The organism is Sneathiella sp., assembly GCF_036960985.1.
GTDB lineage: Bacteria > Pseudomonadota > Alphaproteobacteria > Sneathiellales > Sneathiellaceae > Sneathiella.
Genome location: NZ_JBALWD010000002.1, coordinates 111631 through 130152, shown reverse-complemented (window position 1 = coordinate 130152; position 18522 = coordinate 111631). Strand labels below are relative to the sequence as shown.

Genomic DNA, 18522 nt, shown 5'->3' with positions numbered 1-18522 from the left:
GCACCTTGCGGGTCTGGATTGGGAACGCCTGATGTCTAAGAATATGCTGAAATTTGTATCGTTAGAAAAGAAAATGCCAGCGAAACGCGCGGCGGACAATCGACGTGAGGATTTTTCTGAAATCTATGATGAATATTCGCATGACAAGGCGAATGAACAGGCAAGCCGGTGTTCTCAATGCGGCATTCCGTATTGCCAGGTTCATTGTCCGGTACAGAATAACATTCCCGATTGGTTGAACATGACAGCCAATGGACGGTTGGAAGAAGCCTATGAAATGAGCCAGGCGACGAACAACTTCCCTGAAATTTGTGGCCGCATTTGTCCGCAAGATCGACTTTGCGAAGGCTCTTGTGTCATTGAAAAAGGATTTGAATCGGTCACCATCGGGGCTGTAGAAAAATACATTACTGATACTGCCTGGGAAAAGGGTTGGGTCAAGCCAACGGTCCCGGTTACAGAGTTGGCGCAGTCCGTGGGCATCATTGGCGCGGGTCCCGGTGGGTTGGCAGCGGCAGATGAGCTGAGAAAAAAGGGTTATCAGGTCCATGTTTATGACCGGTATGACCGTATCGGCGGCTTACTTGTTTACGGTATTCCGGCTTTCAAGCTTGAAAAAGACATCGTCGAGAAGAGAGCACAACTGCTTCGAGACAGCGGTGTGACCTTTCATATGAACTTCGAAATTGGCCGCGACGCCAGTCTTGATGAGCTCCGGGAAAAGCATGACTCCATCGTTATCGCGACAGGTGTTTATAAGGCCCGGGATATTTCATTGCCCGGCAGCGGCGTCGGCGGCATCGTTCCAGCGCTGGATTATTTGACGGCGTCCAATCGTAAGGGTCTGGGCGACGATGTTCCGGAGTTTGAGGATGGGACATTTGATGCGCAGGGCAAGGATGTGGTGGTCATTGGCGGCGGTGATACGGCGATGGATTGCGTGCGAACAGCAGTTCGTCAGGGCGCGAAATCCGTGAAATGCCTTTACCGTCGGGACCGCAAGAACATGCCCGGTTCCCTGCGAGAGGTTGTTAATGCTGAAGAGGAAGGTGTGGAATTCGTCTGGCTTTCCGCGCCAAAAGCATTTCTTGGGGATGGAAAAGTACGCGGCGTCAAGGCGATTGACATGCATCTGGGCATTGCAGATTCGACTGGCCGGCAGGTTCCGGTTGAGATTTCGGGGTCCGAGCATGACATTCCCTGTGATCTTGCCATCAAGGCACTGGGGTTTGATGCGGAAGATATTCCCGCATTATTTGATGAGCCTGGTCTTGAGGTCTCCCGGTGGGGAACAATCGTCGTTGAATTTGGCACGGGTCTAACCAATCTGGAAGGTGTTTATGCGATCGGGGATATTGTCCGCGGCGCATCGCTGGTTGTCTGGGCTATTCGCGATGGCCGCGATACGTCACTTGCGATTGATAAATATTTAAAGGGCAAAAGCGCGGCAGAAGCTGTCGCCATTGCCTCTTGAGCTGCTGGGAAAAATAATATGAAAAAAGATGCGAAAAAACGGACCGCCAAGATGACTTCAGGCGAAGATTTCGTTAAATCCTGGAAAAAGAATGCCGCTTTCTTGGAAGAAAAAGGCATGTATGATCCTGCGGAAGAAAAGGATAACTGCGGCGTTGGTCTTGTTGCGGCAATCGACGGAAAACCTTCCAGAGCTGTTGTTGCGGCTGGAATTGACGCGCTGAAAGCAGTTTGGCATCGCGGGGCCGTTGATGCGGATGGCAAAACCGGCGACGGCTGCGGCATTCATGTGCAGATCCCACAGGATTTCTTTAAGGAGCATATCACCCGCACCGGTCATGAGCCCATTGCGGGCAAACTCGCCGTCGGCATGGTGTTTTTGCCGAGAACGAATTTCGAAGGCCAGGAAACCTGCCGGACAATCGTCGAGACAGAAATTCTGGCCTTCGGCTACTATATTTACGGCTGGCGGCAGGTGCCGGTGAATGCCAGTATCATTGGTGAAAAAGCCAACGCCACCCGCCCCGAAATCGAACAGATCATGATCGCCAATACGCGCGGCGTTGATGACAATGAGTTTGAGCGAGATTTGTATATTATTCGCCGGCGGATCGAGAAAAAAGTTCTCGAAGCGCATATCAACGAGTTTTATATCTGCACATTGTCGTGCCGCTCTATCATTTATAAGGGGATGTTTCTGGCGGAACAGCTATCAAGCTTCTATCCCGATTTGCTGGATGAGCGGTTTGTTTCTAATTTCGCTATTTATCACCAACGCTATTCGACGAATACTTTCCCAACCTGGAATTTGGCGCAACCGTTTCGGGTTCTGGCCCATAACGGCGAAATCAATACCATTCGCGGCAATGTAAACTGGATGAAAAGCCATGAAATTCGCATGGTTTCCTCGACGTTCGGCGAAAAATCAGACGATGTGAAGCCGATTATCCAGGCCGGAAGCTCGGATAGTGCAGCGCTGGATGCGGTCTTCGAAGTCTTGGTTCGGGCCGGCCGAAGTGCGCCTATGTCCAAGACTTTGCTTATTCCAGAAAGCTGGGCTAACCGCGAGTCCATGCCGCCCAAACATAAGGCGCTCTACGCCTATTGTAATTCGGTGATGGAACCTTGGGACGGACCGGCGGCAATTTGTGCGACCGACGGCCGGTGGGTCATCGCCGGTATGGACAGAAACGGGTTGCGGCCGCTGCGCTATACGATCACCGGCGATGGTATGCTGGTGGTTGGTTCGGAGACGGGCATGGTGCCGGTCAACGAATCCAAGATCGTGCGTAAAGGCCGTGTCGGACCGGGGCAGATGATCGGTGTCGACTTGAAAAAGGGCACCTTTTATTTCGATGGCGAGTTAAAAGACAAAATGGCCTCGGCGAAGCCATTTGATAAATGGATCGAAAATATCGTCAATCTCGGAGACACCTTGAGCGGCGCCGAAGAGCCCCGGCATTTTGAGCGCAAGGAGCTGCGTCAGCGGCAGCTTTGCGCCGGCTGGAGCATGGAAGATCTCGAACTCTTGCTGCAACCGATGGTCGAGGACGGTAAGGAAGCCACCGGATCCATGGGGGACGATACGCCGTTAGCGGTTCTGTCCAAGCATTATCGGGGATTGCATCACTATTTCCGGCAACGCTTTAGCCAGGTTACCAACCCGCCCATCGACAGCTTGCGCGAACGTCGGGTCATGACCTTGAAGACCCGGCTTGGAAACCTCAATAATATTCTGGACGAAGATAAAAGTCAGGCGGAAATCCTGTCACTGGAATCGCCTATTCTGACCAATGGTGAATTTGATGCCATGCAGACGTATATGGGCGATAGTGCAGAGACTATCGATTGTACCTTCGATCCTTCAGAGGGTCCGGATGCGCTGACCAACGCGTTGCAGAAAATCCGTAAAGAAGCGGAGAACGCGGTACGCGGTGGCTGCGCCCATTTGATCTTAAGTGATATGGGAACGTCCAGCACATTGGCACCGATCCCTTCCATTCTGGCCGCGGCCGGTGTTCATACTCATTTGGTCAATGAGGGGCTTCGGACCTTTACCTCCATCAATGTCCGCAGCGGTGAATGCCTGGACGTGCAGTATTTTGCCGTGCTCATTGGGGTCGGGGCGACGACCGTCAACGCCTATTTGTTGCAAGAAACCATCTTGGATCGCTTTGATCGCGGATTGTTTCCAGGACTCGATATTCAAGGCTGCTTGATGCGGGCGAAAAGCGCCATTGATCAGGGGTTGCTCAAAGTCATGTCAAAAATGGGCATTTCTGTCATTAGTTCCTATCGCGGCGGATATAATTTTGAAGCTGTCGGCTTGTCACGGGCCCTGGTTGCTGAGTTTTTCCCGGGCATGCCGTCCAGAATTTCCGGTATCGGATTGCCCGGTATTCAGCACAAGGTGCTGCAACAGCATGAAAAGGCTTACAAGGAAGATATTATCAGCCTGCCCATTGGCGGCCTTTATCGCTTCCGCGCCTCCGGCGAGGTGCATTCCTTTGACGGTGAGCTGGTTCATATGCTGCAATCCGCCGTCGATAAAGACAGCTATTCACTCTATAAAAAATATAGCGAAGGCATGCGGCAGATGGCCCCGGTCAATCTACGGGATTTGTTGGACTTCAAATCAGACCGCGAGCCAATTTCCATTGATGAAGTGGAAAGCATTACGGAAATCCGCAAACGTTTTGTCACCGGCGCCATGAGCTTAGGTGCGCTGAGCAAAGAAGCCCATGAGACGCTGGCCATTGCCATGAACCGCATTGGCGGAAAGTCTGATAGCGGCGAGGGCGGCGAAGATGTCAGCCGGTATAAACCGCAGGCCAATGGCGACAATGCCAATTCTGCGATCAAGCAGATTGCCTCGGGGCGCTTTGGCGTCACGGCGGAATATCTGAATAACTGCGAAGAAATTGAGATTAAAATCGCGCAAGGCGCAAAACCCGGCGAAGGCGGGCAGCTTCCGGGCTTCAAAGTCTCGGAGATGATTGCCAAGCTGCGGAATTCGACGCCCGGGGTGACCTTGATTTCACCACCGCCGCATCACGATATTTATTCCATCGAGGATCTGGCGCAGCTGATTTATGATCTGAAGCAGATTAATCCGGAAGCCCGGGTGTGCGTTAAACTGGTCGCCGAAGCCGGTATCGGCACAGTCGCGGCGGGTGTCGCCAAGGCCAAAGCCGATGTGATCATGATTTCCGGAAACTCCGGCGGTACCGGTGCCAGTCCGCAAACATCTATAAAATATGCGGGTGTGCCGTGGGAAATGGGTCTGCCGGAAGTCAATCAGGTGCTGACGATGAACAAATTACGACCTGGTATTCTTCTGCGGGTCGATGGCGGCATGAAAACCGGCCGCGATATCGTTATGAGCGCTCTGATGGGCGGTGAAGAATACGGACTTGGTACCGGTGCGCTGGTCGCCCTTGGCTGTATTCTGGTGCGGCAATGTCATTCCAACACTTGTCCCGTCGGGATTTGTACGCAGGATGAGGATCTTCGTAAGAAATACGAAGGAAATGCCGACAAAGTCGTCAATCTGTTCAGCTTTCTAGCGGAGGAAGTGCGTGAAATTCTGGCAGAGCTTGGCTATCGGTCCTTGCAGGAGATTGTCGGCCGCAGCAGTTTGCTTTCCCAGGTAAGCCGCGGATCTGCACATCTGGATGATCTCGACCTCAACCCGTTATTGGTTGAAGCGGATTCTGGTGATAATCCACGTTACTGTATCAATGATGGTCCGGTTCCAGTGCCTGAAACACTGGATGCACAAATGATCATGGATGCGGCCAGTGTGTTTACCAAGGGCGGCGAGAAAAAGCAGCTTGCCTATAGCATTCGCAATACACACAGGGCAATCGGGACCAAATTGTCGTCGAGAATTGTCCGCCAGTTTGGCATGACAGGTCTGGAATCCGGGCATATCACGGTCCGTCTTCGCGGGTCCGCCGGCCAGTCGCTGGGTGCTTTTGCTGTTCAGGGCTTGCGGCTTGAAGTTTTGGGCGATGCCAATGACTATTGCGGAAAAGGATTGTCCGGCGGCTCGATCATTGTTCGGCCGCTGACGTCCAGCCCGTTGAAATGGAACGAAAACACGATCATTGGTAACACCGTTCTGTACGGGGCGACCTCAGGTTATCTGTTTGCTGCGGGACAAGCCGGCGAGCGGTTCGCTGTACGAAATTCTGGGGCGATTTCCGTGGTTGAAGGATGTGGGACCAATGGCTGTGAATATATGACCGGCGGTATGATCACGGTTCTGGGTTCAGTCGGCGATAACTTTGGTGCCGGCATGACCGGCGGGATGGCGTTTATTTATGATATCGATGACACTTTGCCAGCCAGTATCAACGATGAGAGTGTTGTCTATCAACGGGTCACGTCCAAACATTGGGCCGGTGTGTTGAAAGATATGGTGACGCAGCATGCAACGGAAACCCATTCGCCAATGGCGCAATCCCTTGTCGCGGATTGGGATTGGGAGCTTGGAAAATTCTATCAGATATGCCCTAAGGAAATGCTCAATAAATTGGCCCATCCATTGAGCGATGAAGGGATGCGCGAAACAGCCTAAACCTGTTGTCCCATGGATTGTTCGTCGATGATCCATGGGAAAAACCTGCCTTACCCAGTCAAATTTTCCTGAAACACTTCCGCGGTCTTACCGTCTGAATGGCAGTTTCAAAGGGCTTTTCAGAGCGTTCGACTTGGCCTGATGCTTGCAACTATTCCTGTATGTCCTTGTGTCGACAGGGAATGAACAAGCGAACAACAGGATAATAAAACATGCAAAATTTAATGGATCAACCAACTGTGGAGCCAAATCTGGTGACCTCTACGTATGTCGATCCGATCATTAGCGTTGACGGCGTTAAATGGGCGGCTAGACGGTTTATCCTGCTGTATGGGGATGATGCCCCGGCAAAAGCGTCGCAGCATGTCAATCAGCTCGATGCCAGTGGGAAATTGCGAACCGCGGAAATGTTTTCCCGCGTTGAAAGAGAATGTGCCCGTCTTTTGAAGCAGAGCGAACACTTTCGGCAGTTCACCATCAACTAATTTCGAAAAAGTGCTATTTTTTTTCGATTATCTCTAAACAGCCTATTCTCCATTTCCTTCGCATGAGGTATGTTCTGCCCCATGCGAACATTGTATCATTTCTGGATATCCCCTGGCTGCCGCAAAGTCCGATTAGCCCTTGATGAAAAAGGGTTGAAATTTGGACTTCAGATCGAAAAGCCATGGGAAAGACGTCCCAACCTGCTGGCCCGAAATCCGGCTGGTGAGGTGCCCATTCTCGTTGATGAAAATGGCGCCGTCATCGCTGATTGTCAGGCCATCTGCGAATATCTGGAAGAAACGTATGAGGACGTTCCGCTGATGCCAAAAGATCCCATTGAGCGTGCCGAAGTCCGGCGGCTGGTGGCATGGTTCGATCATAAGTTTTATCGCGAGGTGACCGATAATCTCGTCGATGAAAAGGTCATGAAGCGATTGACGAAATCGGGGACGCCAAATACGGCGGCCATTCGCGCTGGACATCATAATATCCACTATCATCTGGAATATATTACCTATCTTGTGGAGCGCCGATCCTGGTTGGCCGGTGAGGAATATGGGTTGGCGGATATTGCTGCCGCGGCGCAGCTGTCGTCGGTTGATTATCTCGGTGACGTGCCCTGGGATCAGCATCCCGCCGCAAAAGTCTGGTATTCCCGGGCGAAATCGCGGCCAAGCTTCCGCGGAATACTGGGGGACAATCTTCCGGGCATGCCGGCGCCTAAACATTATGCCGACCTCGATTTCTGACGCGACCCTCTCCTCACAGGATAAACAGTGTATTCGCGAATATGCACTGGCCCAGGGCTTTGAGGCCGTGGGATTTACGGGGGCCGACTTTGGCGATCTACCGGGCCAGCATCTAGCTGAATTCATTGATAAAAACCGTCATGGTGACATGGATTGGATTGTCGAGAAAGCCGATCGCCGCCGCCATCCGCAGGCGCTGTGGCCGGACGCGCAAACAGTGTTGATGCTGGGCCTGAATTACGGTCCGGAGACGGATCCGCTGGCTTTTGCGGACCAATCTGACCGCGGCCTGATATCCGTTTATGCCCAGGGCAGGGACTATCATGATGTGGTCAAGAAGAAGCTGAAACGGATCGCCCGGTGGATCGTCCAGACTTATGGCGGCGACGTGAAAGTGTTCGTGGATACGGCCCCGGTTATGGAAAAGCCGTTGGCCGAAGCTGCGGGCGTCGGGTGGCAGGGTAAGCATACCAACCTGCTGAGCCGTGAATTTGGCTCCTGGTTGTTTCTGGGCAGTGTTTTCATGACATTGAAGGTGGCGCCGGATCTCGCTGCGCAAGGCTCCTGCGGTTCCTGTACGGCCTGCCTTGATATTTGCCCGACCAAGGCTTTTCCGGCGCCCTATCAGCTGGATGCCACGCGGTGCATTTCCTATCTGACGATCGAGACCCGCCGCCATATCCCTCGTGAAATGCGGCCATTGATCGGCAACCGGATTTATGGCTGTGATGATTGTCTGGCGGTGTGTCCCTGGAATAAATATGCGGAACAAGCGGCGGAAATGGTTCTGCGGCCGCGACCCGAGCTGGTGGCGCCACGGCTCCACGAACTGGTGGCGCTGGATGATCCGGCCTTTCGGGCGCTTTTTGCCGGAACGCCGGTCAAACGTTTGGGCCGCAATCGGTTTATCCGGAATGTGTTGATTGCCATTGGAAATAGTGGTGATCCCGTTTATGTGGCGAAGGTGAGGCCCTTGCTTGAGGATCCCTCTGCGATTATCCGGGTGGCCGCTATTTGGGCGCTGTCCCGGCTCGCGCCATCGGCAGCGTTTGCAGGTGAAAAACAAAGATTGGCGGGATCGGAAACCGATGCGGACGTGATCGCCGAATGGGACTGTAACGAAGGAGGTTGATATGAGCAGATTAGACAGTTTTATCCGCCGGGTGAGCGCGCAACGCGATTGCCTCAACGCCGCAATAGCCCAGATTACCGGGCGGCCGGGCAGTGTTCTGGAGTTGGGATTGGGTAATGGTCGGACGTTTGATCATTTGCGTGCGTCCCTGCCGGATCGGGATATTTATGTGTTTGACCGGCATGTGAAAGCCCATCCTGAGTGCATTCCGGATGAGGAGCATATGATCATTGGCGATTTTCGCGAAACCGTACCGGCCGCCCGTGCGCGCATGTCCGCACCAGCCGTAATGGCCCATTGCGATATCGGATCTGGCGACAAGGCTTTAAGTGTGGCCTTGGCACAAACTCTGGGCGCCAGTTTACCAGGGCTGCTTGCACCCGATGCCATTATTGTCAGTGACCAGCCCTTTGAAGTGTCGAGCTGGGAACAATTGCCGTTACCCGAGGGCGTGGCCGCGGGTCGATATCACATTTACCGGCAAAAATAGCCAAAAACGAGCCAGTAGTTTTTCTACAGTCTCATTGTGCCGAATATCCACCATCAATGACGAACTCTGCACCGGTGACAAAAGCGGATTCATCTGACGCCAGATACAGGATCATGCTGGCAACTTCGTCGCGCTGGCCAAGTCGTCCGATGGGGTGCTGATCTTTCAGTGCCTGGACGTCCGCCGCCTCTGCTTCGACATCCTTGAACCGGCGCATGACCATGGGCGTTTCAATATAGCCCGGATGTACGGAATTAATCCGGATATTCAATTTCATATTCGCGCATTCCAAGGCCGCGGCTTTGGTGAAGAGTTTGACGCCGCCTTTACTGGCGGAATAAGCAGAGGCCGTCGGTAACCCGACCAGGCCCGCAACCGATGAAATATTGATAATGGATCCACCACCCGACACGGACATGGCCCGTGCGGCGGCTTGCGTTCCCAAAAAAGTACCATCGAGATTGATCGCGTTGGTATGCCGCCATTCTTCCAGGGTCATTTCCAGCAGCGGATAGACCCGGCCAATCCCGGCGGAATTGAGCAGAATGTCGAGTCCACCCCAGCGCTCAACCACGGTGTCGACCACAGCAGCCCAGGACGCCGGATCCACCACATCCAGTTTCATAAAAAACACATCATGGCCCTCAGCCGTCAAGCGATCCGCCAAGGCTTCACCATTGGCAACATCCACGTCGGTGATGGCGACTTTTGCGCCTTCACGGGCCAGTCTCTCGGCAGTTGCCAGGCCGATGCCGGACGCTCCGCCGGAAATTACGGCAATTTTGCCGCCGACACGTCCTGATCCGGTTTTGGTGGATTCTGTGCTCATGATGGGGTCTCCTTGTTATTTTTATTATGCGCCGAGTGTGCCGGAAGCAACGGAAGGGCGCAACAATTCTCTTGCTCGTCTTACGATATGGACCCGGTCAGCACAAAAGTGTCGACCGGTGTATGGCCTTTCAAGGTCGTTGTTCCTTGCGGTTCGGTGTTAAAATGGCTTGAAATCAATTCCACTGTGGCACCGGACATGAGGATTTCCCCGGGTAAGGCAGTTTGCTGCAGGCGGGCGGCGATATTCACCGCATCCCCCCAGATATCATAGGAATATTTCCGCTCCCCAATAACACCCGCAACCACGGTTCCCGTATGAATACCGATACGCAGATCGAGATCGAGCCGTTTGTCAGCGACAATTTTCTTAAGATCCTTCATGGCGGTAAGGGCAAATTGGGCGGCGCCTTTGGCATTGGCGTCAGCTGTCCCTTGTAATCCGCTGCAGGCCATATAGGCATCGCCGATGGTCTTGATCTTTTCCAATCCCTGGTCGTCGGAGATCCTGTCGAAATCGGAAAAAATCTGATCCAGCAATTGCACGATTTCATCGGGATCATGGTCCATGGCATATCCGGTGAAACCAACAATATCGGCAAAAATAATGGTGACGTCGTCCAACTGATCAGCAATCGGGCGTTGTTCGTTCTTGAGCCGCTCACTGATCGAGTTCGGTAACATGTTTTCAATCAACTGTTCGGATCGTTGGCGCTCCAGTGCGAGCAAATCCAGAGCGGTATTCTTCTGTTTAACGAAATAGCTCATCATGACGAAGGCGACGATGGACACGCCGCTGAGGTTCATGGCGAAAAGTGCTACGATAACACCGGCGGGCAGCAGGTTATCTAGAGTGACGGCCGGATACTCGATGGCGCTACCGATAAGGATAAGCAGGATAAAAGCCACGAACCACAGGGCGGCTTGCCGGCGACCGGCGAACATCAAGGCACCGATGGGGCTGGTAAATGACCAGACAACCACCGCAGACGAATTCACGAAGCCACCCAACTCCCACATCAGGAAAAACGGCAGCAGCAGCGACGCCGCCAATTGGCTGGTCCGGAGCAAGGCAAAGCCATGACGATGCTTCAGGGCCAAGAGAAAGGCGAGGGACAGAACCACATAGGTTCCCGGGATGGCGGCAGCGGCAAACTCGCCAAAATACCCATACAGAGCCGACCAGAAAACTGCCGCCCCGGTCATCATGAAGGTGGATAAAATCAACAGACGATGCTGTAATCCTACTTCTTCATTGCCAGACCTGATGAGGGGCGATTGTGCAAACATGGGTAACGGCCACCCCTTTTTAGCGATAGATTTTATGTGATCCGGATCAAATTACTTCTTAGCACGAACGTCTGCCGTCGCAAATCAAGCTGTCAACAGCACCATTATGGTGCCCCCTGATAACGATTCAATCTATTTAAGCCCTGTCAAATCGAAATCAACAACGACCGGCGCATGGTCTGACGGCTTTTCCCAGCCACGGGGCTCGAGCATGATATCCATGGCTTTCAAATGGGGTTTTAGGAGCGGTGTCACCCAGACATGGTCTAGGCGGCGGCCTTTATTTGCCGCTTTCCAATCCCGGGCACGATAACTCCACCAGGAATACAGAGGCGCTGGTTCGGGCACGAAGTGACGCATGGCATCAATCCAATCGTGGGACTTCATGATGCGATCCATATGTTCAACTTCGATGGGTGTATGGCTGACGACTTTCAGTAATTGCTTGTGGCTCCAAACATCGCTTTCACAGGGCGCCACGTTCAAGTCACCGACCAGGACGAGCTTGTTGTTCTTTGCCTGGCGCTTTGTAAACCAATCGGTCATTTCCGTCATGAAATTCAGTTTATGGGCGAATTTGTCGTTAACCGTGACATCCGGCACATCGCCGCCGGCAGGGACATAGAAATTGTTTACTTCAATGCCGTTGTCCAGCTCTATGGCTAAATGACGCTTGTCATCCTTGCCGCACCATTGTGGTCCCTCACAGACGGAAAATGGGCGGCGTGAGAAAATCGCGACGCCATTGTAGCTTTTCTGGCCGGCAATAACATGATGCTCAAACCCCATTTTCGCAAAAGCTTTCAATGGAAATTCGTTATCGGTGACCTTGGTTTCCTGTAAGCAGAGAACATCAGGACTATTTTCCGCAACGAAATTTTCAACATGGGCCAGACGGGCTCTAACAGAATTCACGTTCCAGGTGACAAGACGCATATTGCTCATAGTGATGGTTTCCGATGTTGAGTTTTTCTAAAAGATATTGAAGCTGTTGCCGGTAATGGCAATTGGCCAATGTCCCTGTTCGAAGAGTTTATATTTGATGGCAAAAGGATGGGTATCCTCTTCTCCGGCAGCAAGAACAAGGGCTGCCTGGTGGCAGGTTTGCAGTGCGGCCCCGACAGCAGCACGGATCAGCTCCTGATCCTCTATTCCGTGATCATCCGTGATGGCTTCAACCGCCGTGGTAATCACCGGCGAGGCCGTCGCCGAAATTTGAGTGAGCGCCGCATTCAAGTCTTCTTCGCTGATCAGTTCCAGCGCGGCGGTTGTCAGACCCATGCGTAACTGTTCTTCCGCCTCCCACCAATCACTGTTCCAGTCGGGATTACTCGCGGCATAAGCCGCATCGTCCCAGTCTTCGACTTCACCCACGAAAGCATCGGGAAAGCCCAATGCATTCATATAATCACGGGCAACAACGAAGGATTCTTCGGTCAGCGGTTGGCCGACTTCCTCAAACCAGGAAATGGAGGGGAGCAGTTTATTGAAGCGGACAACCGATACCAATGTGGGGTAATTGTCGAGATCCGGCGCTTCTTCTTCATCGTCAAAATCGTCGTCATGCATGGCAGTTGGGGCGCCTATTGGTAATCGCTATCAAAGAATGTGAACAGTTCCGGCCGAAGTTTCAGATTTCTCTGGATATTGCCGATACTGATACTTGTGACATTATTCTGCGGATCTGTCACAAGCCATTGGCGGAGTTTAAGCGGCTCGTCCGCAAACACCAGCATAATACTGCCCTCATCTGGATTATCAGTATCGACGAGCGTAATGCGCAACGTTTTTCCGTCATTCTCTACATTGGTTACGGTCACGTCCCCGCTGAGTTTGATCTCATCTTTCAACAGCACACTGACCGGCGTGCTAAACAACGGGAGGCGGGTCGTTTCTTTCAGTTCTTTGTCATGAAAAACCAGCCAGGTGCCATCGGCGACGACGAGGATTTGGGCAGGTGGGCTATACTCGAACCGCATGCGTCCGGGACGGCGCATGTAGACATCGCCCTTCGTGACACCGCCATAAGCATCGATTTGCAGAAACTCGGCCTGCATGGTCTTAAGTTCATTAAGGTAGGTTTCGGCGCGGGTAATCTCGATTTTGTCTGCGGCGCTTAACTCGGCCGAGGCGAAAATTGGTATTCCAGCAACCATCAATCCGGCGATAGCAGGAGCCAGTTTATTCAACAGTAGCCGCATCATAACATTTTCCAGTTTTCTGTCAGGATCTTCAAAATAATGTTCTAGATATAGGCCTGTATGCAGGGATTGCCAGACAAATACGGCGATTCAGCCGACAAAACCGTCTTAATATTCGCGATCGTCAATATCCCGGGCCAAAACCTCGCGTTTACCCACATGATTGGCACTGCCAATAACACCTTCTTTTTCCATCTGGTCGATGATCCGTGCGGCCCTGTTATAGCCGATTTGCAAGTGACGTTGAACGAAGCTGGTGGAGGCTTTGCGTTCGCGGCAGACAAGTTCGACGGCTTTATCATAAAGCTCATCGCCGCTGGACCCACCGCCCGGCATACCGGACATGCCATCAAAATCGCCTTGGGCTTCTTCAGTCACCTCGTTTTTATAATCTGGCTGTCCCTGACCTTTCAGGAAGGTGACGACTTGTTCAACTTCTTCATCCGAGACGAAAGGCCCGTGGACACGCTGGACCCGACCAGCGCCCGGCATGTAGAGCATGTCACCCTGACCCAGAAGCTGTTCCGCACCCTGTTCACCCAACACAGTCCGACTGTCAATTTTTGAGGTAACCTGGAAACTGATCCGGGTCGGGAAGTTGGCTTTAATGGTTCCGGTGATCACATCCACGGACGGGCGTTGTGTGGCCATGACCACATGCAGGCCGGCGGCCCGGGCCATCTGGGCGAGACGTTGCACCGCAACCTCGATATCCTTACCAGCGACCATCATCAAATCAGCCATTTCATCGACAATGATGACAATCATGGGAAGCGGATCGGTGTCCAGACCGCGTTCTTCAAAAATGGGCTCGCCAGTGTTGATATCAAATCCGGTTTGGACCGTCCGTTTGAGAACCTCACCCTTTTTCTTGGCGTCCCGGATACGCTGGTTATATCCGTCAACATTTCGAACGCCGAGCTCTGCCATCTTGCGATAGCGATCTTCCATTTCCTTGACCGCCCATTTCAAGGCGACAACGGCTTTACCGGGTTCGGTCACGACTGGTGCCAGCAAATGTGGAATGCCGTCATAGACGGAGAGTTCCAGCATCTTCGGGTCGATCATGATAAAGCGGCATTCCTCGGGTGAGAGGCGATACAATAACGAGAGGATCATGGTGTTCACGGCCACGGATTTACCCGAACCGGTGGTTCCTGCGATCAGCAAATGCGGCATCCGGGCAAGATCAGCGATCACCAGATCGCCGCCAATATCCTTGCCCAGAGCCAGTGTCAGCTTGGAGCTGGTGGTTTCATAGGCAGCTGCCGAGAGAAGCTCGCGCAAGAAAACGGTTTCCCGCCGCTGGTTTGGCAGCTCAATACCAATGGCATTGCGGCCCGGAATAACGGCGATACGGGTTGAGATGGCACTCATGGAGCGGGCAATATCGTCGGCGAGGCCAATCACCCGAGAACTTTTCAGACCCGGAGCCGGTTCCAGTTCATACAGGGTGACAACGGGTCCGGGTCGAACCCGGCTGATATCGCCCTTGATCCCGTAGTCGTCGAGCACGGATTCCAGTAATCGGGCATTTTTAGAGAGGGCTTCTTCGCTGATCGGCTTGGAAACCAACTTGGCATCGGGCAACGACAACAGATCCAGCGGCGGCAGCTGATATTCCCCGGAAGGTCCCAGGTCAAGCGCCGGTTGTTTTTCTGCGGCAACGCGTTTGCCGACTGCGTTTGCACTGCTGCGTTGCTCAATTTGTGGTTCTGCAGATTTACGAAAAACCGGTTTCTTGGCCTTCTTCTCCCGCAGCTTCTTTTTCGGCGCCGGAGCCGCGGCATCAATCTCATCATAGCCGTGCTCGTCTTCATCGGCGGATTTTTTCTTGAAGCCGCGCAGATATCCGGGCGCCAGAAGAAGGGTCTGCAAAATAGTTTTGAAACCACCGCCGATAACGCGCCACTCCTGTTGTGACATGCCGAACGAGACAAGGAGTGTCCCCGCGGCAATGACGAACAGGATCGGACCCAGAATGGCGGGGTGCACGGACACACTTATTTTCTGACCGAGGACAATGATTGAATTGAAGATAACCTCGCCGACAATGCCCCCATAACCGGAATTAAGCGGCCAGCCGTCAGCCACCGGCAACGCCGCCAGCATGGCTGAGGTAAAACAGATGCCGAACGGGAAGACAGCCAGATGGATCCATCCCCACGGCAATCCGCGATGTGACATAACGCGCCACGCCCAGGCGAGCAGGCCTAAAATGAGGGCAATCGAGCCAAAACCGATGGTTTGCAACAGCAAGTCCGCAAGATGGGCGCCGGCAGAGCCAAGCAGATTGCTGGTCTCCCCGTCGGTGGCGTGATTGAAATTCGGATCGGCCGGTGAATAAGTGACAAGGGACAGGACGCAGATAAGCGCCAGAACCAACAAGGCCAACCCGGCAAGTTCAATAACCCGCCGGTGGATAAAATCCACACTACCTGTTGGTAAGAGAGAGATAGATTTTGAACTTCTACTTTTAGCCATCATACCTGTATTCTATAAGCTATTGACGAGTCTAGATAAAGCCTCTTCCGTGGCGTCGGCACTGCCGACCAGGGCAACGCGGATATAGTCGTCGCCAGGATTGACACCCTGTTCATCGGTGACACTTAAAAAGGAGCCGGGCAGGACCCGCAAGGCGGCCGCTGTCCAAAGGCGTTTCGTGGCCTCTACACCATTGCCGACATTAAGCCAAAGGAAAAACCCGGCTTGCGGCCGATAAAAATCAAATTTCCCGGCAAGGTGTCTTTCCGCAATATCAAATTTTTGCCGGTACAAAGCGCGGTTTTCTTCGACATGTGCATCGTCATTCCATAAAGCGGTTGCTGCCGCACAGACGGGCAACGGAGACGCGGCACCGGCAAAATTGCGCAAATTCAGGAACGTCTTGATGATATCTTCCGGGCCCACACAAAACCCAGACCGCAAGCCCGCTGCGCTGGAGCGTTTGGACAGGGAATGAAAAGAAAGAACATGATCGAGGCTGCCGTCTTCTTCCTTGCAGATTTCAAGAATGCCGGCGGGCGGTTCCCGGTCATATATTTCCGTATAGCATTCATCCATAACCAGCATGAAATCATGCTGTCTGGCCAGACGCAGGGCCTCGCGCAGATACTCTTTGCTGGCGCAGGTGCCTTGCGGATTGGCCGGACTACAGAGATAAAACGCTGTCGTCCGGTCCAACAGGTCAGGGTCCAGAGTGTCAAGATCCGGGAAAAATTCCGTTTGTTTCGTCGCGGGCATGAAGACAGCATCCGCGCCGGCCATAACAGCTGCGGCGTGATAGACGTGATAATAGGGGGTCGGCAGCAAAATAGCCGGTTTCGCCTGATTATGCCCGGCCCGTTCCGTGATCACTTGCGCGATCATGTAAAGCGCCTCTTTGGTCCCGTTTACCGGCGCAATATGCTTATCCGCGTCAACCATTCCCTCTGGCAAATGATATCGGCGATCCAGCCAATTGGTGATGGCGATGCGCTGTTCGGGTGTGCCATTTACCGGCGGGTACTTACCATAGAGATGTTCGTTGGCCCGCAAAGCATCAATCATTATCTGAGGGGGCGTGTGCTGCGGCTCGCCAATGGTCAGGGTTTGCGGCTCCAGATTGGGTGCCGCCGATAAAGGCCCCAAAAGCGCCCTTAACGCATCAAAGGGAGATCCTCTTAACTGAGATAAGTCAGAATTTAACATCAAGCACGTGCAAACCATTTTTAGTGAGAACAAAACGTGCTCGAACTTAGATAATTAGTCCCTTCGGCACAAGCGGCTTCGCCGCGCCGAAGGTCATAAAAAGGCAGCCTGTGTTTTTATACCACTATGATCGCCGGAAATCGGACTGATTAACGAAGATCCTCTTCTGGATACGCCCCAATTTTGTGGATGCTGAGGTCTGCGCCAATAAATTCTTCCTCGTCGGTGAGGCGAATGCCCATGCTGGCTTTTAACAGGCCGTAGACAACAAATCCGGCAGCGAGAGCGTAGGCACAGCCAATCAGACTAACAACAAGCTGCGCCATGAAACTTACTCCGCCCAGGCCGCCGAGGGCTTCCAAGCCGAAAATACCGGCGGCGATCCCGCCCCAAAGACCGCAAATACCGTGCAGCGGCCAAACGCCCAGAACATCATCAATTTTCAGCTTGTTTTGGCATAAAGTGAAGGCAAACACGAAAAGAGTGCCGGCAATGCCGCCAGTGGCAAGGGCGCCGATTGGATGCATGATGTCGGACCCGGCGCAAACAGCGACAAGCCCCGCCAGCGCGCCGTTATGGACAAAGCCTGGATCGTTTTTTCCGACTAGAAGAGCGGCGATTATGCCGCCCACCATGGCGAGCAGGGAGTTCATGGCGACCAAGCCTGAAATACCGCCGATGGATTGGGCACTCATGACGTTAAAGCCGAACCAGCCAATACACAGGATCCAGGATCCAAGCGCCAGGAACGGAATGTTTGAGGGGGGAATGCCGACAACCCGGCCGTCTTTCCGATATCGTCCACGACGAGCGCCAAGGAGCAATACAGCCCCAAGAGCAATCCAACCGCCAACCGCATGGACAACAATTGATCCGGCGAAGTCATGGAAACCAACCCCGAAAGTATCCGCTATCAAATCTTGCAGGCCAAAATTTCCATTCCAGATGATACCTTCGAAGAAGGGGTAGATCAGGGCCGTCAGAATTGCTGTCGCAAAAAGCTGAGGCCAAAATTTTGCCCGTTCGGCAATTCCGCCGGAAATGATGGCCGGAATCGCTGCGGCAAAGGTCAACAAGAAGAAGAATTTTACGAGGTCGTATCCATTGCTGGCGAAGGCATAACCTTCGGCTTCAGCTGTGCCGGAAAGCACGGCAGCGCTGACAAAGAAATCAACACCATAAGCGACTGTATACCCAATGATGAAATAACTGACTGTGGAGATGCCAAAATCCACCAGAATTTTGACCAATGCATTGACCTGATTTTTGCGCTGCACCGTGCCGACTTCCAGAAAGGCAAATCCGGCATGCATGGCAAAAACCATGATTGCTCCCATTAGAACAAACAGGACATCAGAGCCCGTAATACCTTCGGACATTTGGTTATTTCTCCCTCATAATTGTCGCCGCGTTGAGGCGCGGATTACCTGTACCTTATCAAGGAGCATGCCAAACGTGATTTGCCTAAGTTTTCAGCGATATTACAGACCAAATCACCTGTAATTACCAAAAAATGCCCAAAATCTAATCATTCAAGTGATCAAATTTTGAGCATTAGGGGGTGCTTGCACAAATTTAGTGCGAAACAACGGATCGAATAA

The 18522-nt window shown here is 52.9% G+C and carries 14 protein-coding genes; 6 read left to right on the top strand and 8 right to left on the bottom strand.

Going from position 1 to position 18522, the window contains the following annotated elements; genetic code table 11:
- Window positions 1–31 precede the first annotated feature (31 nt).
- The 6 genes from V7723_RS01685 to V7723_RS01660 all read left to right on the top strand — a co-directional run bounded on the left by V7723_RS01685 (window position 32) and on the right by V7723_RS01660 (window position 8912).
- Window positions 32–1474: an NAD(P)-dependent oxidoreductase gene (locus V7723_RS01685; RefSeq protein WP_335682682.1), complete on the top strand. Its 1443-nt coding sequence runs from the start codon at window positions 32–34 to the stop codon at window positions 1472–1474.
- 18 nt (window positions 1475–1492) lie between these two features.
- Entirely contained in the window at window positions 1493–6055 is a 4563-nt protein-coding gene (gene gltB / locus V7723_RS01680) for a glutamate synthase large subunit (RefSeq protein ID WP_335682681.1), read from the top strand.
- Window positions 6056–6267: 212 nt separating this feature from the next.
- Window positions 6268–6540: a hypothetical protein gene (locus tag V7723_RS01675; RefSeq protein WP_335682680.1), complete on the top strand. Its 273-nt coding sequence runs from the start codon at window positions 6268–6270 to the stop codon at window positions 6538–6540.
- A gap of 81 nt (window positions 6541–6621) precedes the next feature.
- The gene (locus V7723_RS01670) at window positions 6622–7290 is read left to right on the top strand and encodes a glutathione S-transferase family protein (protein ID WP_335682679.1); all 669 of its coding nucleotides are present in this window, start codon (window positions 6622–6624) and stop codon (window positions 7288–7290) included.
- Window positions 7271–8422, top strand: a complete 1152-nt coding sequence (queG, locus tag V7723_RS01665; RefSeq protein ID WP_335682678.1) for a tRNA epoxyqueuosine(34) reductase QueG — start codon at window positions 7271–7273, stop codon at window positions 8420–8422. The genes V7723_RS01670 and queG overlap by 20 nt, the downstream gene beginning before the upstream one ends.
- A 1-nt stretch (window position 8423) precedes the next feature.
- Window positions 8424–8912 (top strand): class I SAM-dependent methyltransferase, encoded by a 489-nt coding sequence (locus V7723_RS01660; protein WP_335682677.1) that lies wholly within the window; start codon window positions 8424–8426, stop codon window positions 8910–8912.
- Window positions 8913–8943: 31 nt separating this feature from the next.
- On the opposite strand, the gene V7723_RS01655 is transcribed toward V7723_RS01660, so the two are convergent.
- The 8 genes from V7723_RS01655 to V7723_RS01620 form a co-directional block, all read right to left on the bottom strand.
- Window positions 8944–9741, bottom strand: coding sequence for an SDR family NAD(P)-dependent oxidoreductase (locus tag V7723_RS01655; RefSeq protein ID WP_335682676.1), 798 nt, complete (start codon window positions 9739–9741; stop codon window positions 8944–8946).
- Window positions 9742–9821: 80 nt separating this feature from the next.
- Window positions 9822–11030 carry an adenylate/guanylate cyclase domain-containing protein gene (locus V7723_RS01650; protein WP_335682675.1) on the bottom strand — a complete coding sequence of 403 codons (1209 nt, stop codon included), beginning with the start codon at window positions 11028–11030 and terminating at the stop codon, window positions 9822–9824.
- 132 nt (window positions 11031–11162) lie between these two features.
- Complete coding sequence (gene xth, locus V7723_RS01645; protein ID WP_335682674.1) at window positions 11163–11975, bottom strand: exodeoxyribonuclease III; 813 nt, start codon at window positions 11973–11975, stop codon at window positions 11163–11165.
- A 27-nt stretch (window positions 11976–12002) separates the two neighbouring features.
- Window positions 12003–12599: a hypothetical protein gene (locus V7723_RS01640; RefSeq protein WP_335682673.1), complete on the bottom strand. Its 597-nt coding sequence runs from the start codon at window positions 12597–12599 to the stop codon at window positions 12003–12005.
- Window positions 12600–12613: 14 nt separating this feature from the next.
- Complete coding sequence (locus V7723_RS01635) at window positions 12614–13234, bottom strand: LolA family protein (RefSeq protein ID WP_335682672.1); 621 nt, start codon at window positions 13232–13234, stop codon at window positions 12614–12616.
- A 105-nt stretch (window positions 13235–13339) separates the two neighbouring features.
- Window positions 13340–15715, bottom strand: coding sequence for a DNA translocase FtsK (locus V7723_RS01630; RefSeq protein ID WP_443024159.1), 2376 nt, complete (start codon window positions 15713–15715; stop codon window positions 13340–13342).
- A 12-nt stretch (window positions 15716–15727) separates the two neighbouring features.
- The gene (locus tag V7723_RS01625; protein ID WP_335682670.1) at window positions 15728–16921 is read right to left on the bottom strand and encodes an aminotransferase class I/II-fold pyridoxal phosphate-dependent enzyme; all 1194 of its coding nucleotides are present in this window, start codon (window positions 16919–16921) and stop codon (window positions 15728–15730) included.
- A 149-nt stretch (window positions 16922–17070) separates the two neighbouring features.
- A complete protein-coding gene (locus V7723_RS01620; RefSeq protein ID WP_335682669.1) occupies window positions 17071–18300 on the bottom strand; it encodes an ammonium transporter in 1230 nt (409 codons plus the stop codon).
- Window positions 18301–18522: the final 222 nt, after the last annotated feature.